Genomic DNA, 16,058 nt, shown 5'->3' with positions numbered 1-16,058 from the left:
GGATCGTTGTCTGTGTCGTCTGGTCTTATTGTGCGCCGCGCTGGCGCTGCTGCCGGAACAGCCGGTTCGGCACCAGCTTGCCCATGCCGTGGCGCTGCGCGTGGGCCAGCGCACCGGCCGTGAATTCCTGCGCCGCCACGACCACCTGCGGCACATCGTCTTCGTTTTCCGCCAGGGCCAGCAGGGCGGTGGCCGCCGCCGACAAGGTGCTGCCGGCGCCGTTGAAGATGCCGGGCAGGTGCTGCCATTCGTCGTGGCGCACCACGCCGTCTTCGCCGAACAGGGTATTGGCGCGCAGCTTGCCTTCGGCCGTGCCGGACTTGCTGGCGTCGGCCGGCATGCCGGTGACGAGCACGTATTCGCAGCCCAGGGCTACCAGGTAGTCGACGTCGTTTTGCAGGGTGTCGTCCGGGTCGGCGTCGCGCCAGGTCTCGGCCAGGCGTTCCAGTTCCACCGGCGAGAGCACCAGCAGTGTCGTTTGCGGAATCAGGAGCTGGCGCACGGCCGTCAGGATGTCTTCGTCGTCCATGCCCTGTTCCGGCAGCGCCGAAATGAAGGGGTCGAGGATCAGTGGCACGTCCGGATAGTCGGAGACGATTTCGGCGATGGCCGTGACGTTTTCCACGCTGCCCAGCGCGCCGATCTTGATGGCGGCCACGGACATGTCTTCCAGCAGCACGCGCGCCTGGTCTGAAACCCAGTCCGGGTCGACCGCCTGCACGTCTTCCACGCGGGCCGTATCGCTGATCAACAGGCCCGTGGTGACGGACAGGCCGTGGCAGCCGAAGGCTGAAAAGGTGGCCAGGTCGGCCTGGATACCGATCGCGCCGACCGGATCGGACACGCCGAAGCTTAATATGAGGGGAGAAGTTTGGTTTTGCACGGCGGGTAGATTAAGATACCTAATTCAGCATTTTACTTGATTGAAGGGTGGCAGAACGTGAGTAGCAACGAAACAACGCAGCAATTCCAAACGTGGATGTGTCTTATTTGCGGCTGGGTTTATGATGAAGCGGCCGGCTTGCCTGACGAAGACATCGCTCCCGGCACGCGTTGGGCCGATGTTCCGATGAACTGGACCTGCCCTGAATGCGGCGCGCGCAAGGACGATTTCGAGATGGTCGCGCTGTAATCAATCAGGCCCACGGGATGCCGCTGCCGCACACAGGTATCGCGGCTGCCTGTGCTATGGTATGAAAAATTGTCGAATAATCACATGACGCGTCCTTTTTTGCCCGAGACGCCGTCCGATGCCGTGTGCGTGAGCGTCACGATACTCGTCATCGACGACAGCGCGACGATACGCAGCGCGGCCGCGAAGATACTCGGCGAGGCCGGCTATCGCGTGGTGGTGGCGGAAAACGGCTTCGAGGCCCTGGCCAAGATCGCCGACTGCCAGCCGGCGCTGATCGTGTGCGACATCGTGATGCCGCGCCTGGACGGCTACCGCACCTGCGCGCTGATCAAGGCCAGCGCCGCGTATCACGCCACGCCGGTGCTGATGCTGTCGTCGAAGGAAGGTTTGTTCGACCGCGCGCGCGGCGCCATGGCAGGCGCCAGCGCCTGCCTGGTCAAGCCGCTGGCGCGCGAGGCGCTGCTGGAGGCCGTGCGGCTGCACCTGGCCGGGCATTTTGAGTAGTGATTTATTGATTGACAACGCAGCAAGGAAGCAGATGGCCATACACACAATTCTGATCGTCGATGACTCGCCGACAGAACGCTACTACCTGAGCGAGATGCTGGTGCGTGCCGGTTATGCCGTCCTCACGGCGCAGGACGGCGCCGACGCGCTGGCGCAGCTGAAGCAGGCCAGGCCCGACCTGATCCTGATGGACGTGGTGATGCCCGGTGCGAATGGCTTCCAGATCACGCGCGCCATTGCCCGCGATCCGGAACTGCAGGACGTGCCGGTGATTATCTGCTCGAGCAAGAGCCAGGAAACGGACCGCATCTGGGGCTTGCGCCAGGGCGCGCGCGATTACCTGGTCAAGCCGGTGGTGGAAGCCGAGCTGCTGGCCAAGATCGCCGCGCTTTCCTGAGCATGCACACGATGCCAGGTCACGGCGTGCCTACAGCGGCCTTTCCGCCCGCCGCTGCCGCCATGCCATCTTTCGAGACGGGCGCGCGGCAGGGGCGCTTGCGCCAGTATCAGCTGCAATTGATCGAGCGGATACAGGCCGCGCGCAGCGGCGCGCTGGCGGCGCGCAAGGAACTGGGCGTGATGCTCGGTGGCCGCCCGTGCCTGCTCGACCTGACGCAGCTCGGTGAAATCGTCATTGCCGCCGGCGTGCAGATCCAGGGCGTGCCGCTGGCGCAGGACTGGTACCTGGGCCTGGCGGCCATGCGCGGACGCCTGACGGGGGTCGTCGACCTGGCCCGCTACATGGGCGAACCGGCTTGCACGCCCGGCAATCACTGCCGCATCATCACGTTTTCTCCGCGTCTGGGCCTCAATTGCGCACTGCTGGTCGAGCGCGTACTGGGCTTGCGCCAGCTGCGCGCGATGCAATCGGTGCCCGTTCAGGATGCGGCGCACGGTGTGCTCCCATCGTGGGCCGCGCAGGCGCTGCGCGACAGCGAGGGGCAGCAGTGGCTGCGCCTGGACCTGGCGCAGCTGGCGCAATCGGAACGCTTCCTCGATGCCGGCTTTGGCGGCCTTGCCGTCCACAAGGATATTGGCTGATGGGCGCCAATTCTCCCATCCTGGCCGCTGGCATGCCCGAAGCGGAGCACGCGCCCGGCGAGCCGGCGTCGGCGGCCGACCTGCCGCTGCGCCTGCGCGATGCGCTGGGACGGCGCAAGTCGCTGGCCAGCGCGCCGGTCAGCGACTTGCGGCTGCCGCTGATCGGCCATTTCCCGCTGCAAAAACAATTGAGCATCCTGTCGACGGTGATGGCCCTGAGCCTGGCCGCCAGCCTGCTGTTCGTCGGTCTCAATACACGCAGCGGCAATATCGCCTCGGCGCAGACGCAGCTGGCCAGCGATGCGCTGATGCATTCGCAGCGCATCGGCAAGGCCGCGCCGAACGCCGTGCAGGGCAATCCGGAAGCGTTCCGCCAGCTCGAGGAAAGCCGCAATGAACTGAACCAGGATTTCCGCCTGATGCTGCGCGGCGGAACGTATCACGGCCGCGATATCGGCGAGTCGCGTGCCGCCCTGCTGGCGGCGGTGGCCGACGCACGTAAAAAATGGGCCAGCAGCGACCGCGCGGCCAGCACCATCTTGCGCCTGAAGCCGGAGCTGGGCGAATTCGACAAGACCTTGCAGCAATTGAACGCGCTGTCGCCGGCGCTGCTGGCGCAGACCGAGGAAATCGCGGCCCTGAAGGTGCAGCGCGGCGGCAATGCGCGCGACCTGGCCGTCATCGGCCGCCTGATGATGCTGAGCCAGCGCATGAGCCGCAGCGCCAGCGAGTTCCTCTCGTCGGGCAGCATCAGCTCGGAAACGGCGTTTTCGCTGGGGCGCGACACGACGTATTTCCGCACCGCCGTCGAAGGCCTGCTCAATGGCAGCGTGTCGCTGCAGCTGGCGCCCACGCGCGACGCCGAACTGCGCGACCGGATGGTGGCGCTGAAAGCCAGTTTCGACACGTACCAGAAGCTGGTCTCCTCGATACTCGACCGCCTGGATAAATTCAGTTCGGCGAAAAGCGCCGAACAGCTGATCTTCAACGAGAACGAAGACCTGCGCCAGCGTTTGACCCTGCTGCAGCAGATGTACCACGCGAACCAGGAAACCCTGGGCATCGCCTTCTGGATGATGGTTGGCGGCGTGTTGCTGACCCTGATCGCGGCGGCCGGCATCGGCAGGGTGCTGCTGCAGGACTCCGTCAACCGCACGCGCGACGCCGAGCGGCGGCGCCAGGAAGCGGAAATCCGGCGCCTGCAGTCGCAGGAAAAAGAGGAAGTGGCGAAGGCCAGGAATGAGCAGAACCAGGCGGCCATCCTGCGCCTGATGAACGAATTGCAGAAGGTCGCCGACGGCGACCTGACGGTGCAGGCCACCGTGTCGGAAGACATCACGGGCGCCATCGCCGATTCCGTCAACTACACGGTCGAGGAATTGCGCGGCCTGGTGGGGCGGGTGACGGCGACAGCGGAACAGGTCAACCGCGCCTCGACGCAGGCGCAAAGCATCTCGAGCAAGCTGCTGATCGCGTCGCAGCAGCAGTCGCGCGAAATCCAGGGCGTCAGCGCCACCGTCGTCAAGATGGCCAATGCGATTACCGACGTGTCGAAGTCGGCCAGCGTCTCGGCCGACGTGGCGCGCCAGTCGGTGGCGGCGGCGCAGCAGGGTTCGACGGCCGTGGAAAACGCCATCAAGGGCATGCATGAAATCCGCGAGCAGATACAGGATACGTCCAAGCGCATCAAACGCCTGGGCGAATCGTCGCAGGAGATCGGCGAAATCACCGAACTCATTTCCGACATCACCGAGCAGACCAACGTGCTGGCGCTGAACGCCGCCATCCAGGCCGCATCGGCGGGCGAGGCGGGGCGCGGCTTTTCCGTCGTGGCCGAGGAAGTGCAGCGCCTGGCAGAACGCTCGGCAGCCGCCGCCAAGCAGATCGGCGCGCTGGTGCGCACCATCCAGGCCGATACCCAGGATGCGACGCGGGCCATGGAAACGTCCACGCAGGGCGTGGTCGAGGGCGCGCGCCTGTCCGACGCGGCCGGCGCGGCCTTGAACGACATCAGCCAGGTGTCGAAACACCTGGCGGAACTGATCCAGGGCATTTCGTTCGCCACGGGCACGCAGGCCGGTTCGGCCAGCGGCGTGGCCTTGAATATCCAGCATATCCTGAGCGTGACGGAGCAGACCCAGGACGGCACGCAGCAAACGGCGCAGTCGATCCACAAGTTGTCGATGCTGGCGCAGGAACTGAAAAACTCGGTGTCGCGCTTCCGCGTCGCCGCCTGAACGCCGCGCCAGTCCAGGGCGAATTCTTTACCGAGGCATGCATGAGCACACCAGATAGTCCACAGCAGTCCAAGCCGTTCGACAGCGAGCCTTTGTCGTGGGTGATGGTGGAAATCCGCGAAGCGCTGGGCCGCTCGAAAACAGCCCTGTTCGAAGCGGGTGGCCGCGAGCGCGAGGAACGCGCCACGGCGCTGCAGCATGCGCGCTCGCACTTGCACCAGGCGCATGGCGCGCTGGTGATGGTGGACGTGGCCGGCGCCAGCCTGCTGACGGACGCTGCGGAACAGGCACTGGCGCGCTTTCGCGACGGCAGCCTCGAATACACGCTGGACCATGCGCAAGTCGTCGCCGAACTGTATCAAGCTTTGAGCGAATACCTGGAAGACCTGGTGGCCGGCACGCCGCCGCAGCCGGCGCGCTTGTTCCCCTATTACCGCGACCTGCAAACCATGCTGGGCGCCGAGCGCATCCACCCGGCCGACCTGTTTTTCCCTCCGGCGTCGACGCTGGAAGGGCACGCCATCGCGCTGGCGGAAGCACCCCCGGTGCCCGATTACCCGGCCTGGCGCGGGCGCTTTGAAAAATCTTTGCTGCCCTTCCTGAAGGCGCAGGATGACGCGGCGCGGCGCCAGCATGCGGGCGACTTGCACGCCACCTTGACCCTGGTGGCCGACGCGCAGCAGGACGCTCCCGCGCGCACCTTCTGGTTCGCCATGCAGGCGTTTGCGGGACTGGCGGCCAGCGGCGAAGGCATGGGCACGCTCAACGTCAAGCAGCTGTTCGGCCTGATTAACCTGCAATTGCGCCGCCTGGCACAGGGGACGGCCAGCCTGCCCGAAGCGATGCTGCGCGACGCCCTGTTCTTCATCGCCGCCGCACGCGAGCCGACGCCAGAAGCCCGCCAGTTGCGCGCCGCTTTCGCCCTGGAAGGCATGCTGCCCGTCGACGTGGAAACGCGGCGCTACGGCCAGGTCGACCAGGACACCTTGCAAGGCGCCCGCGCGGCCCTGGCGCAGGCGCGCGCCAGCTGGAGCCGGCTGGCGCAAGCCGACCTCGATCCAGCCCTGGCCACGGATTTCGACGCGTCGCTGCAACAGGTGGCCGTATATGTGGATACGCTGAAGCAGCCGGCCCTGGCCAGCCTGCTGCGCGAATGCGCGGCCGTGGCGCGGCAAGCCGTGGCCAGCGGGCGCAGCGCGGCCCTGGAAAATGAAATCGGCATGGCGCTGCTGTTTGCCGACACGGGCCTGGAGCAGCTGCGCCGCCTGCCCGACGATTTCGCGGGCAACGCGGAAACCATCGCCGCGCGCCTGCAGGCGCTGCTGGCTGGCGAAGCGCCGCCGCCTGTCACGGCGGGCGAGCTGTCGCGTCAGATCGAACAGGGCCAGACGGTGGCCGCGCTGGCCGAGGAAATGAAGACGGGCTTGCGCCAGGTGGAAAAGGTGCTCAACGCATATTACGCGGATGCAGCGGGTGCGGGGACGGGAGCCCTCAATGGCGTCGCGCCCGTGCTGGAGCAGTTGCAGCAGCAGTTGGCCGGGCTGGAACAGGAAGATGCGCGCGCCGCCGTGCTGCAGGTCGATGCGGCCGTGCGGCAGCTGGCCGGTGCCGACGCCAAGGCGGATGCCAATGCGGAGGCGCGCGCCGAGGCGCTCGACGAGATCGCGCAAAATGTCAGCGCGCTGGGCTTTTTTGCCGATATGCTGGGCCGCAACGCGCAGGCGGCCAGCGGGCGTTTCCATTTCGATGCGGCCGCCGGCACCTTCCGCGCCTTGCCATTTGAAAAAGTCGCCGCCGCCGGCCCCGTGCCCTTGCTCGACCAGGCACTGGCGCCCGCTGCGCCCGCCGGCATGGATGCTGTGCCGGCGGTGACCGATGTCGACGCGGAGATGCTCGACATCTTCATCGCCGAAGCGCGCGAAGTGCTGGCCTTCATCGACACCACCCTGGCTTTGCCGCGCGAGCAGGCCGCCAGCGGCGACCACCTGGCCATGCTGCGCCGCTCGTTCCATACCCTGAAAGGCAGCAGCCGCATGATCGGCCTGGCGCAGTTTGCCGAAGCGGCTGGCGCCATCGAACGCGTCATGAATACCTGGCTTGCCGAGGCGCGCCCCGTCAGTGACGACTTGTTTACCTTGCTCAATTACGGCTGGTACCAGCTCAGCGAATGGGTGGCCGAACTGGAAGGCGGCGCGGGGCGCGAGCGCGAGGCCGGCATGCTGCTGCTGGCGGCCGAGCGCGTGCGCGAAGGCGGCCCGTTCGAACTGCGCAAGCCTCGCCCGGCATCGGCCGCGCCCGTGGCCAGCAATGGCAATGTGATCGGACTTCCCTTGGCCACGGCGCCCACGCTCCACGAAGCGCCTGACGATCACCTCAAGCACGTGGGCGAACTGCGCATCAGCCTTCCCTTGTACAACATCTACCTGGCCGAGACGGATGAACTGCTGCGCGTGCTCACGCGCGACTTCGGCGAATGGCGCCATGAACAGCGCGCCGTCAGCGCCGAGGCGCTGCAAGCCGTGCATACCCTGGCGGGGACGTCCGGCACGGTCGGCTTCCAGTCCTTGCGCGACCTGGCGCACGCGCTGGAAACGGTCATCGAAACGGTGGTGCCGCCGCTGGCCGGCCTGCGCGCGGAGCAGCACGACGTGCTGGAACAGGCCACGCAGCGCATCGGGCAAATGCTGCAGGCATTCGCGCTGGGCGACCTGGCGCCAACGCAGCCGGACATGATCGAAGCGCTCAACACCCTGTGGCGTGCCTTGACGGCGCCGCCCGGCGAGAGCAAGGAAGACCGGCTCGACGCCCTGTTCGCGGAAGCTTACGCCAGCATCGTCGGCGCGCCGGCGCAGCCTGGCGATCCGCTGGCCGAAGTCCCGCTGCCCCAGCTCGAGACCCTGTTCGAAGCGACGTATGCGAGCATCGTCGCCGACGCGCTGCAGCCGGAGGCTGCCGATGTGCCGGCACCGTCGCCGGCGCAGGACAGCGGCGCCAGCGACGACCTGTTCGACGCCGGTTTCGAGCACGCGCCGCCATTGGAGCATGCGGCGCCGGAAGCGCCGGCGCCCGCCATCATGCCGGCCGATGCGGCCGCGCTGCTGGCGGCCAGCGCCGGCATCAGCGATGAACTCGACCTCGATTTATTGTCCGTCTTCCTGGAGGAGGGCGCCGACCTGCTGCCGCAGATCGGCGAGGCGCTGCGCAGCTGGCAGCAGCAGCCGCACGACAGCGGCCAGGCGCAGATGCTGCTGCGTACCCTGCATACGGTCAAGGGCAGCGCGCGCATGGCCGGCGCCATGCGCCTGGGCCAGCATGCGCATGAAATTGAGACGCATATCGAAAACATGCTGCACGCGGGCACCGCCACGCCGCAGGCCTTCGAGGAATTGCTGGCCCATTACGACCATGCGCTGCACCTGTTCGAGCAGCTGCAGCAACCGTTGCTGCCTTTGCCGGGCATGGAAGACACGCCGCCCGCCGAACCGAAGGCGGCGCTGGTGCGCGTGCGCGCCGATATCCTCGACCGCCTGGTGAACCAGGCCGGCGAAGTGTCGATCACGCGCTCCAAAATGGAAAATGAAGTGGGCGTGCTCGGCGCTTCGCTGTCCGAGTTTTCCGATAACCTGGCGCGCTTGCGGCGTCAGCTGCGCGAAGTGGAAATGCAGGCCGAATCGCAGATCGCCTCGCGCATGGCCGTCGGCAGCGAGCGCGAATTCGACCCGCTCGAATTCGACCGCTTTACGCGCCTGCAGGAACTCACGCGCATGATGGCCGAAAGCGTCAACGACGTGGCGTCGTTCCATGAAAATCTCAGCCACAGCGTCGATGCGGTGACGGACGACCTGGTGCTGCAGGCTCGCCTGACGCGCGAGCTGCAGCGCGACCTGATGCAGATACGGATGGTGCCGTTTGCCAGCATCGCCGAACGCCTGTTCCGCGTGGCGCGGCAAAGCGCCAAGGAAGTCGACAAGCGCGTCAACCTCGACATCCGTGGCGGCGGCGTGGAAATCGACCGCAGCGTGCTCGAACGCATGGCCGCGCCCTTCGAGCATTTGCTGCGCAACGCCATCGTGCATGGCGTCGAGCCGCGCGACGCGCGCCTGGCCGCGGGCAAGAGCGAGACGGGCGAGCTGCTGGTGCAGGTCAGCCAGCAGGGCAATGAAGTGGCGATCGCCTTTTCCGACGATGGCGCGGGGCTGGACCTGGAACGCATCCGCGCCAAGGCGCACGGCGCCGGCCTGGTGGCGACGGATGCGCCATTGACCGACGCGCAGGCGGCCGAACTGATTTTCACGCCCGGGTTTTCCACGGCCGACAGCCTGACGGAACTGGCCGGGCGCGGTTTTGGCATGGATATCGTGCGCTCCGAAGCGCTGGCCCTGGGCGGGCGCGTGGAAACGCTGACGCAGGCAGGCCTGGGCATGCGCTTCACCATCCACCTGCCGCTGACCCTGGCCGTCACGCAAGTGGTGCTGCTGGCGGCGAACGGCAAGACGTATGCCTTGCCATCGGTGCTGGTGGAGCAGGTGCTGCACCTGAAAGGCGAACAGCTGGAGCAGGTGCGGGCGGCCGGGCGCATCGAGTCGCACGGACAGTCGCTGGCGCTGCACCACCTGTCGGCCATGCTGGGCGAGACGCCGGCGGCGCAGGCCACGCAGCGTTATGCGCCCGTGCTGTTGCTGAGGAATGGCAATGACAGGCTGGCGCTGCAGGTCGATGACGTGGTGGGCAACCGCGAAGTCGTGGTCAAGCACGTGGGCCCGCAACTGGCGCGCATGCCGGGCATCGCCGGCGCTACGGTGCTGGGCACGGGCGATATCGTGCTGATCCTGAACCCGGTGGCGCTGGCGCAGCACTTGGAACACCATCCGGAACTGCTGTCGCAGTATGCGCTGGCCAGCAGCGAGCAGCATGCCGCTTCCAGCGCGCTGGCCACGCCGGCCGTGCGCGTGATGGTGGTCGACGATTCGCTGACGGTGCGCCGCGTGATGCAGCGCCTGTTCGAGCGCGAAGGCTACCAGGTGCTGCTGGCCAAGGATGGCCTCGATGCGCTGGAACAGCTGCATGCGCTGGAACCGGCCGCCATGCCGGCCCTGCTGCTGGTCGACGTGGAAATGCCGCGCATGGATGGTTTCGATTTGACGCGCAATGTGCGCAGCGACGACAAGACGCGCGCCATCCCCGTCATCATGATCACCTCGCGCAGCGCCGACAAGCACCGCGCGCACGCGTTCGAGCTGGGCGTGAATGCGTATTTCGGCAAGCCGTTCCAGGAGGAGGAATTGCTGGCGGAGGTGGGGCGGTTGTTGGGCGGTGGAGTGCATTAGGCCGAGGGATGCCAGACGTAGGTCGGGTTAGCGCGCAGCGCGTAACCCGACGCCACCAGCGGCCCGATTACGCCACCACCTTCACCACGGCATAACGCTCCAGCGTCTCCTTGCGCGCCTCGTCGTGCTGCACCAGCGGCTCCGGATAATCGCGCCCCAGCACGATGTTTTTTTGATCGAGCAGCATGCGCGGCACGAGCCAGGGCGCGTGGATTTCCTTGTCGCCCAGCGCCTTCAACTGCGGCAGGTAGCGGCGGATGAAGCGCCCGCTGGCATCGAATTTTTCCGACTGTGTAATGGGATTGAAGATGCGGAAGTAGGGCTGCGCGTCGCAGCCCGACGACGATGCCCATTGCCAGCCGCCGTTGTTCGAAGCCAGGTCGAAGTCATTGAGGTGCAGCGCGAAATACGCTTCGCCGCGGCGCCAGTCGATACCCAGATCCTTGATCAAAAAGCAGGCCGTGACCATGCGCAGGCGGTTGTGCATATAGCCCGTCTGGTTCAGCTGCGCCATGGCCGCGTCCACCAGCGGATAGCCGGTGCGCCCTTCGCACCAGGCGGCAAACGCGGCATCGGCGTCAGGCCCCGTTTCCCAGGCGATGGCATCGTAGGCCGGTTTGAAGGCGCCGCCTTCCACGTGCGGGTTCTGGTACAAAATCATGGCGTAGAAATCGCGCCAGATCAGTTCGGCCAGCCACACGGACGCGCCATCGCCGCCACCGCCCCGGTCCATCAGGTCGACGATGGTGCGGACCAGGTAGCGCAGCGAGACGGTGCCGAAGCGCAGATGCATGGACAAATACGACGGTCCCTTCAGGGCGGGAAAATCGCGCGCCACGTCATAGCGGTCCACGCGCGGCAGGAAATCCTCGAACAGTTGGCTGGCGCCCGACATGCCGGTGGGGATGGCCAGTTCGGCCAGGTTGCTGGCCTCGAAACCAAGTTCGTCCAAGGTGGGCAGGGGCGCGGGCGTGCCGGCGCGCGGCGGCGCCAGGCTGGCCGCATGCGGCTCGATATCGAACGGCGCCAGGCAGGCGGGTTCCGCGCGCATTTTCTTCAGCCAGGCATTCTTGTACGGCGTGTAGACGGTGTACGGCTTGGCCGACAAGGTCAGCACCTCGTCCTTTTCAAAGATCACCTGGTCCTTGAAGCTGAACCACAGGCGTGCGTCATGCGTGAGCGCTGCGGCCACGGTGGCGTCGCGGGCGATCGCTTGCGGCTCGTAGTCGTGGTTGGCAAAGACGGCGTCGGCGTTCAATTCGGCGGCCAGGCGCGGGATGGCTTCGGCCGCGTCCGCATGCAGCACGATCAGGTCGCCGCCGAGCTGGCGAAGCTCGGCGGCCAGCTCGGCCACGCTGGCATGGATGAAATCGACCCGCCGGTCTCGGCGCGGCAGCGCAGCCAGGATGGCGGTGTCGTAGACGAAGACGCAATGCACGGCCTGACTCTGGCGCAGGGCGTGATGCAGTGCAGCATGGTCAAATGCGCGCAGATCGCGCCGGAACCACACCAGGGAAGTCTTGATTGTCATTATTTCGCGTGTTCAGGGTCAAAGATAGGCGATTTTTTGCCGCCAACAGGGCTTTATGGCCGCTCGCGTCGCGCCTTTGGCGTCGCTGCGGCGGCAATTCAGTGTAAACTACCGGGTATGTTCGCGGTACTTTATGTGCGACAGCGATTTTGCAATCAATTTTACAATTGGCATCGAAATGCGCCGGCAGGCATAGCGAATTGATCATTAATTTATAAGATAACAAGAATAACGCCTGGCACCACGGTGCGCGCCGCCCAAGATTCGCGGCAGCTTGCGCCAGGCGTACGATAGCGGGGTAAGCGAGACTTGCCAGCAAGCCCACAGAGAGAGCATCGCGTATGAAAAAGAGTAAAATCGACCAGACTCTACCAGGACATCGTCTGATGCAGGGTGTGGGAGAACCGGCCGCGACCGGTTCCTCCACCCTGAATCTGGCCAACCATTTCCTCATTGCGATGCCGGCCATGCAAGATCCGATCTTCGGCGGCACGGTCGTGTACGTGTGTGAACACAATGAAAACGGCGTGCTCGGCGTCGTCATCAACAAGCCCACCGACATGACCATGGAAGTGCTGTTCGACCGCATCGACCTGAAACTGGCGGCCGGCAGCGACACGCCCATCATCAATGAACCGATCATGTTCGGCGGCCCCGTGCAGGATGACCGCGGCTTCGTGCTGCATACGCCGGGCGCGCGCTATTCCTCGTCGCTGACGGTGACCGATGAAGTGGCGTTTACCACCTCGATCGACGTGCTCGAAGCCGTCGCCAAGGGCGATGGTCCCGAGCGCATGCTCGTCTCGATCGGCTACTCGGGCTGGAGCCCGGGCCAGCTGGAAGACGAGATCGGCCGCAATGGCTGGCTGACGGTGGGCGCCTCGGCCGACATCCTGTTCGATTTCCCCATCGAGCAGCGCTACGTGGCCGCCATCAAATTGCTCGGTATCGATCCCCTCATGCTGGCGAGCGAGGCTGGCCACGCATGAGCGGTGACGCCATCGACACCATCCTCGCCTTCGATTTCGGCTTGAAACGCATCGGCGTTGCCATCGGCAATACCATGATTTGCCAGGCCAAGCCGCTCAGCGTGATCACGGCCACGGCAAACGAGCCGAAGTTTGCCGCCATCGATAGCCTGATCAAGGAGTGGGGCGCCAGCCGCATCGTGGTGGGCTTGCCCAGCCATCCCGATGGCACGGAACACGAGATGAGCGCGCGCTGCCGCCGTTTCGCCAACCAGGTGCATGGCCGCTTCAACCTGCCCGTGGAACTGGTCGACGAGCGCTATTCCTCGGCCGTCATCGCCGCCAAGCGCGGCGAAGTCATCGACGACCGCGCCGCCGCCATCATCCTGCAACAGTATTTCGACGCGAATTATTAATCTGACCCTAGACTCCCTCCCTGAATGATTAAGAACTCTATGCCGCATCCTACGAATCCATCCCAACTCGACGCCGAGGCCCTGTACGGGGTCTTGCTGCAGCAAGTGCAAAGCGGCCTGGCGGGCATCCCCAACGTGGCCATCGTCGGCATCCATTCGGGCGGCGCCTGGCTGGCCGAACGCCTGGCGCGCGACCTGAATCTGCTCGACCGGCTGGGCGTGCTCGACGTCTCGTTCTACCGCGACGACTTCGCCCAGAAGGGCCTGCATGCGGACGTCAAGCCGACGCAGATCAGCTTTGACGTGGCCGGCGCCACTATCCTGCTGGTCGACGACGTGCTGTACACGGGCCGCACGACGCGCGCGGCCATCAATGAACTGTTCGACTATGGCCGCCCGGCGAAGATCATGCTGGCCGCCCTGGTCGACCGCGGCGAACGCCAGTTGCCGGTGGCTGCCGATTTCGTGGCCGCCTTCACTGCCGTGCCGCCGGGCCAGGCGCTGGTCCTGAAGCAAGCCGACGATGGAAAATTCACGCTCACCATAGATACCCACCATGCTTAATCCGCAACTGAATAAACACGGCGAACTGCAACATCTGCTGACGATTGAAGGCTTGCCGAAGTCTATCGTCAACCACATTCTCGACACGGCTTCCTCGTTCGTCGGCATTTCCGACCGCGACGTGAAAAAGGTGCCGCTGATGCGCGGCAAGAGCGTTTTCAACCTGTTCTTTGAAAACTCCACGCGCACCCGCACCACCTTCGAGATCGCCTCGAAGCGCCTGTCGGCCGATGTCATCAACCTGAACATCCAGGCTTCGTCGGCCAGCAAGGGCGAGTCCCTGCTCGACACCATCGACAACCTATCGGCCATGCATGCCGATATGTTCGTCGTGCGCCACGCGCAGTCGGGCGCGCCCTACCTGATCGCCAAGCACCTGATCGACACCAAGCAGCCGCACGTCCACGTCGTCAACGCGGGCGACGGACGCCATGCGCACCCGACCCAGGGCTTGCTCGACATGTACACGATCCGCCACTACAAGAAGGATTTCACCAACCTGACGGTGGCCATCGTGGGCGACATCCTGCACAGCCGCGTGGCCCGTTCCGACATCCACGCGCTGACCACCCTGGGCGTGCCCGAAGTGCGCGCCATCGGCCCGCATACCCTGCTGCCGGGCGGCCTGGAACAGATGGGTGTGCGCACCTTTACCAACATGGATGAAGGCTTGAAAGGCGTCGATGTGATCATCATGCTGCGCCTGCAAAATGAACGCATGAGCGGCGCGCTGCTGCCGTCGGCGCAGGAATATTTCAAGAGCTACGGCTTGACGCCCGAGCGCCTGGCGCTGGCGAAACCGGACGCCATCGTCATGCATCCGGGCCCGATGAACCGCGGCGTGGAAATCGATTCGGCCGTGGCCGACGGTCCGCAGGCGGTGATCCTGCCGCAGGTGACGTTCGGTATCGCCGTGCGCATGGCGGTGATGAGTATTTTGGCTGGTAATCAGGGCTGATAGCCCAAGGACGAGTAAGCGAGCATGACGACACTACATATCAAGAACGGCCACCTGATCGACCCTGCCAACGGCATCGATGGCTTGCAAGACCTGTTTATCGCCGATGGCAAGGTGCTGGCCGTGGGCAGCGCCCCGGCCGGCTTCAAGGCCGACACCACGTTTGACGCGGCCGGCCTGGTGGTTTCCCCCGGCCTGGTCGACCTGTCCGCGCGCCTGCGCGAGCCGGGCTACGAATACAAGGCGACCCTGGAATCGGAACTGCAGGCGGCGCTGCAAGGCGGCGTCACGAGCCTGGTCTGCCCGCCCGACACGGACCCCGTGCTCGATGAACCGGGCCTGGTGGAGATGCTGAAATACCGCGCCAAGACGCAGAACAAGGCCCACGTGCATCCGCTGGGCGCACTGACCATGGGCTTGAAGGGCAAGTCGCTGACGGAAATGGCGGAACTGACGGAAGCGGGCTGCATCGGCTTCGCGCAGGCGGAAGAGCCGATCGAAGACACGACCGTGCTGCTGCGCGCCATGCAGTACGCGAACACCTTCGGCTACACGGTCTGGCTGCGCCCGCAAGACCCGCACATCGGCCGTGGCGGCATCGCCCACAGCGGCCCGCTGGCCTCGCGTCTGGGCTTGTCCGGCGTGCCCGTGATGTCCGAAACCATCGCCCTGCACACGATTTTCGAACTGATGCGTGCCAGCCGCGCGCGCGTGCACCTGTGCCGCATCTCGTCGGCGGCGGGCCTGGAACTGATCCGCGCGGCGAAAGCCGAAGGCTTGCCCGTCACCTGCGACGTGGGCGTGCACCATGTGCACCTGACGGATGCCGACATCGGCTTCTTCGACCCGAACGCCAGGGTCACGCCGCCATTCCGCAGCCAGCGCGACCGCGATGCGATCCGTGCCGGCCTGTTCGATGGCACGGTTGACGCCATGTGCTCGGACCATACGCCCGTCGACGACGATGAAAAACTGCTGCCGTTCGGCGAAGCGTCGCCCGGCGCCACGGGCCTGGAACTGCTGCTGTCGCTGGCCCTGAAATGGGCCGACGACTACGCACTGGAGCAGCCGCAAGCGGGCGCACGTTCGCTGGCGCGCGCCGTGGCCAAGGTCACGTCCGACGCGGCCCGTGTCGCCGGCATCCCGGCCGGCAGCCTGGCCGTGGGCGAAGCGGCCGACATCTGCGTCTTCGATCCCGCTGCGCGCTGGACCGTGTCGTCGGCGTCGCTGGCCAGCCAGGGCAAGCACACGCCTTTCCTCGGCTATGAGCTGAGCGGCATCGTCAAGGCGACCATCGTTGCCGGACAGGTGGCGTTTCAGCGTTAATTTTTTGTACTGGAGTGAAACTCCAGCATACTGCCGGGGTCAGTCCTT

At 65.6% G+C, this 16,058-nt stretch carries 13 protein-coding genes; 11 read left to right on the top strand and 2 right to left on the bottom strand.

The window, feature by feature from the left end; translation table 11 throughout:
• Positions 1 to 25: 25 nt before the first annotated feature.
• Positions 26 to 883 (bottom strand): bifunctional hydroxymethylpyrimidine kinase/phosphomethylpyrimidine kinase, encoded by an 858-nt coding sequence (thiD, locus tag OPV09_RS25705; protein WP_034746671.1) that lies wholly within the window; start codon positions 881 to 883, stop codon positions 26 to 28.
• 96 nt (positions 884 to 979) lie between these two features.
• Between thiD and OPV09_RS25700 the strand changes: the two genes are divergently transcribed.
• The 6 genes from OPV09_RS25700 to OPV09_RS25675 all read left to right on the top strand — a co-directional run bounded on the left by OPV09_RS25700 (position 980) and on the right by OPV09_RS25675 (position 10,247).
• Positions 980 to 1,132: a rubredoxin gene (locus tag OPV09_RS25700; protein WP_010401308.1), complete on the top strand. Its 153-nt coding sequence runs from the start codon at positions 980 to 982 to the stop codon at positions 1,130 to 1,132.
• A gap of 84 nt (positions 1,133 to 1,216) precedes the next feature.
• The gene (locus OPV09_RS25695) at positions 1,217 to 1,639 is read left to right on the top strand and encodes a response regulator (protein WP_070301208.1); all 423 of its coding nucleotides are present in this window, start codon (positions 1,217 to 1,219) and stop codon (positions 1,637 to 1,639) included.
• 34 nt (positions 1,640 to 1,673) lie between these two features.
• On the top strand, positions 1,674 to 2,039 hold the full coding sequence (locus tag OPV09_RS25690) for a response regulator transcription factor (RefSeq protein WP_034746677.1): 366 nt from the start codon (positions 1,674 to 1,676) through the stop codon (positions 2,037 to 2,039).
• Between the two features lie 26 nt (positions 2,040 to 2,065).
• Positions 2,066 to 2,683 carry a chemotaxis protein CheW gene (locus OPV09_RS25685; RefSeq protein ID WP_338679722.1) on the top strand — a complete coding sequence of 206 codons (618 nt, stop codon included), beginning with the start codon at positions 2,066 to 2,068 and terminating at the stop codon, positions 2,681 to 2,683.
• A complete protein-coding gene (locus OPV09_RS25680; protein ID WP_070301209.1) occupies positions 2,683 to 4,920 on the top strand; it encodes a methyl-accepting chemotaxis protein in 2,238 nt (745 codons plus the stop codon). The genes OPV09_RS25685 and OPV09_RS25680 overlap by 1 nt, the downstream gene beginning before the upstream one ends.
• A 41-nt stretch (positions 4,921 to 4,961) precedes the next feature.
• Positions 4,962 to 10,247, top strand: coding sequence for an Hpt domain-containing protein (locus tag OPV09_RS25675; RefSeq protein ID WP_338679720.1), 5,286 nt, complete (start codon positions 4,962 to 4,964; stop codon positions 10,245 to 10,247).
• A 67-nt stretch (positions 10,248 to 10,314) separates the two neighbouring features.
• On the opposite strand, the gene OPV09_RS25670 is transcribed toward OPV09_RS25675, so the two are convergent.
• The gene (locus OPV09_RS25670) at positions 10,315 to 11,778 is read right to left on the bottom strand and encodes a deoxyribodipyrimidine photo-lyase (protein ID WP_338679719.1); all 1,464 of its coding nucleotides are present in this window, start codon (positions 11,776 to 11,778) and stop codon (positions 10,315 to 10,317) included.
• Between the two features lie 386 nt (positions 11,779 to 12,164).
• On the opposite strand from OPV09_RS25670, the gene OPV09_RS25665 reads away from it, so the two are divergent.
• Genes OPV09_RS25665 through OPV09_RS25645 form a run of 5 tightly spaced genes read left to right on the top strand, consistent with a single transcriptional unit; the run spans position 12,165 to position 16,010 of the window.
• On the top strand, positions 12,165 to 12,767 hold the full coding sequence (locus OPV09_RS25665) for a YqgE/AlgH family protein (RefSeq protein ID WP_034746689.1): 603 nt from the start codon (positions 12,165 to 12,167) through the stop codon (positions 12,765 to 12,767).
• Positions 12,764 to 13,162, top strand: a complete 399-nt coding sequence (ruvX, locus tag OPV09_RS25660) for a Holliday junction resolvase RuvX (protein WP_223278885.1) — start codon at positions 12,764 to 12,766, stop codon at positions 13,160 to 13,162. Before OPV09_RS25665 ends, ruvX begins: the two co-directional genes overlap by 4 nt.
• 39 nt (positions 13,163 to 13,201) lie before the next feature.
• The gene (pyrR, locus tag OPV09_RS25655; RefSeq protein WP_034746692.1) at positions 13,202 to 13,726 is read left to right on the top strand and encodes a bifunctional pyr operon transcriptional regulator/uracil phosphoribosyltransferase PyrR; all 525 of its coding nucleotides are present in this window, start codon (positions 13,202 to 13,204) and stop codon (positions 13,724 to 13,726) included.
• On the top strand, positions 13,719 to 14,684 hold the full coding sequence (locus OPV09_RS25650; RefSeq protein WP_034746695.1) for an aspartate carbamoyltransferase catalytic subunit: 966 nt from the start codon (positions 13,719 to 13,721) through the stop codon (positions 14,682 to 14,684). Before pyrR ends, OPV09_RS25650 begins: the two co-directional genes overlap by 8 nt.
• A gap of 24 nt (positions 14,685 to 14,708) precedes the next feature.
• Positions 14,709 to 16,010 carry a dihydroorotase gene (locus OPV09_RS25645; protein WP_338679717.1) on the top strand — a complete coding sequence of 434 codons (1,302 nt, stop codon included), beginning with the start codon at positions 14,709 to 14,711 and terminating at the stop codon, positions 16,008 to 16,010.
• Positions 16,011 to 16,058: the final 48 nt, after the last annotated feature.

This window comes from Janthinobacterium sp. TB1-E2 (genome assembly GCF_036885605.1).
Taxonomy (GTDB): domain Bacteria; phylum Pseudomonadota; class Gammaproteobacteria; order Burkholderiales; family Burkholderiaceae_D; genus Janthinobacterium; species Janthinobacterium aestuarii.
The sequence above is the reverse complement of the archived record's forward strand: the minus strand, read 5'-3'. Positions and strand labels throughout refer to the sequence as shown.

Excerpts from the sequence above, each read along its gene's own strand:
- OPV09_RS25645 (WP_338679717.1), top strand. The coding sequence starts at position 14,709 with ATGACGACACTACATATCAAGAACGGCCACCTGATCGACCCTGCCAAC.
- OPV09_RS25680 (WP_070301209.1), top strand. The coding sequence starts at position 2,683 with ATGGGCGCCAATTCTCCCATCCTGGCCGCTGGCATGCCCGAAGCGGAG.
- OPV09_RS25675 (WP_338679720.1), top strand. The coding sequence starts at position 4,962 with ATGAGCACACCAGATAGTCCACAGCAGTCCAAGCCGTTCGACAGCGAG.
- pyrR (WP_034746692.1), top strand. The coding sequence starts at position 13,202 with ATGCCGCATCCTACGAATCCATCCCAACTCGACGCCGAGGCCCTGTAC.
- OPV09_RS25690 (WP_034746677.1), top strand. The coding sequence starts at position 1,674 with ATGGCCATACACACAATTCTGATCGTCGATGACTCGCCGACAGAACGC.
- ruvX (WP_223278885.1), top strand. The coding sequence starts at position 12,764 with ATGAGCGGTGACGCCATCGACACCATCCTCGCCTTCGATTTCGGCTTG.
- OPV09_RS25650 (WP_034746695.1), top strand. The coding sequence starts at position 13,719 with ATGCTTAATCCGCAACTGAATAAACACGGCGAACTGCAACATCTGCTG.
- OPV09_RS25700 (WP_010401308.1), top strand. The coding sequence starts at position 980 with ATGTGTCTTATTTGCGGCTGGGTTTATGATGAAGCGGCCGGCTTGCCT.
- OPV09_RS25695 (WP_070301208.1), top strand. The coding sequence starts at position 1,217 with ATGACGCGTCCTTTTTTGCCCGAGACGCCGTCCGATGCCGTGTGCGTG.
- OPV09_RS25670 (WP_338679719.1), bottom strand. The coding sequence starts at position 11,778 with ATGACAATCAAGACTTCCCTGGTGTGGTTCCGGCGCGATCTGCGCGCA.
- OPV09_RS25665 (WP_034746689.1), top strand. The coding sequence starts at position 12,165 with ATGCAGGGTGTGGGAGAACCGGCCGCGACCGGTTCCTCCACCCTGAAT.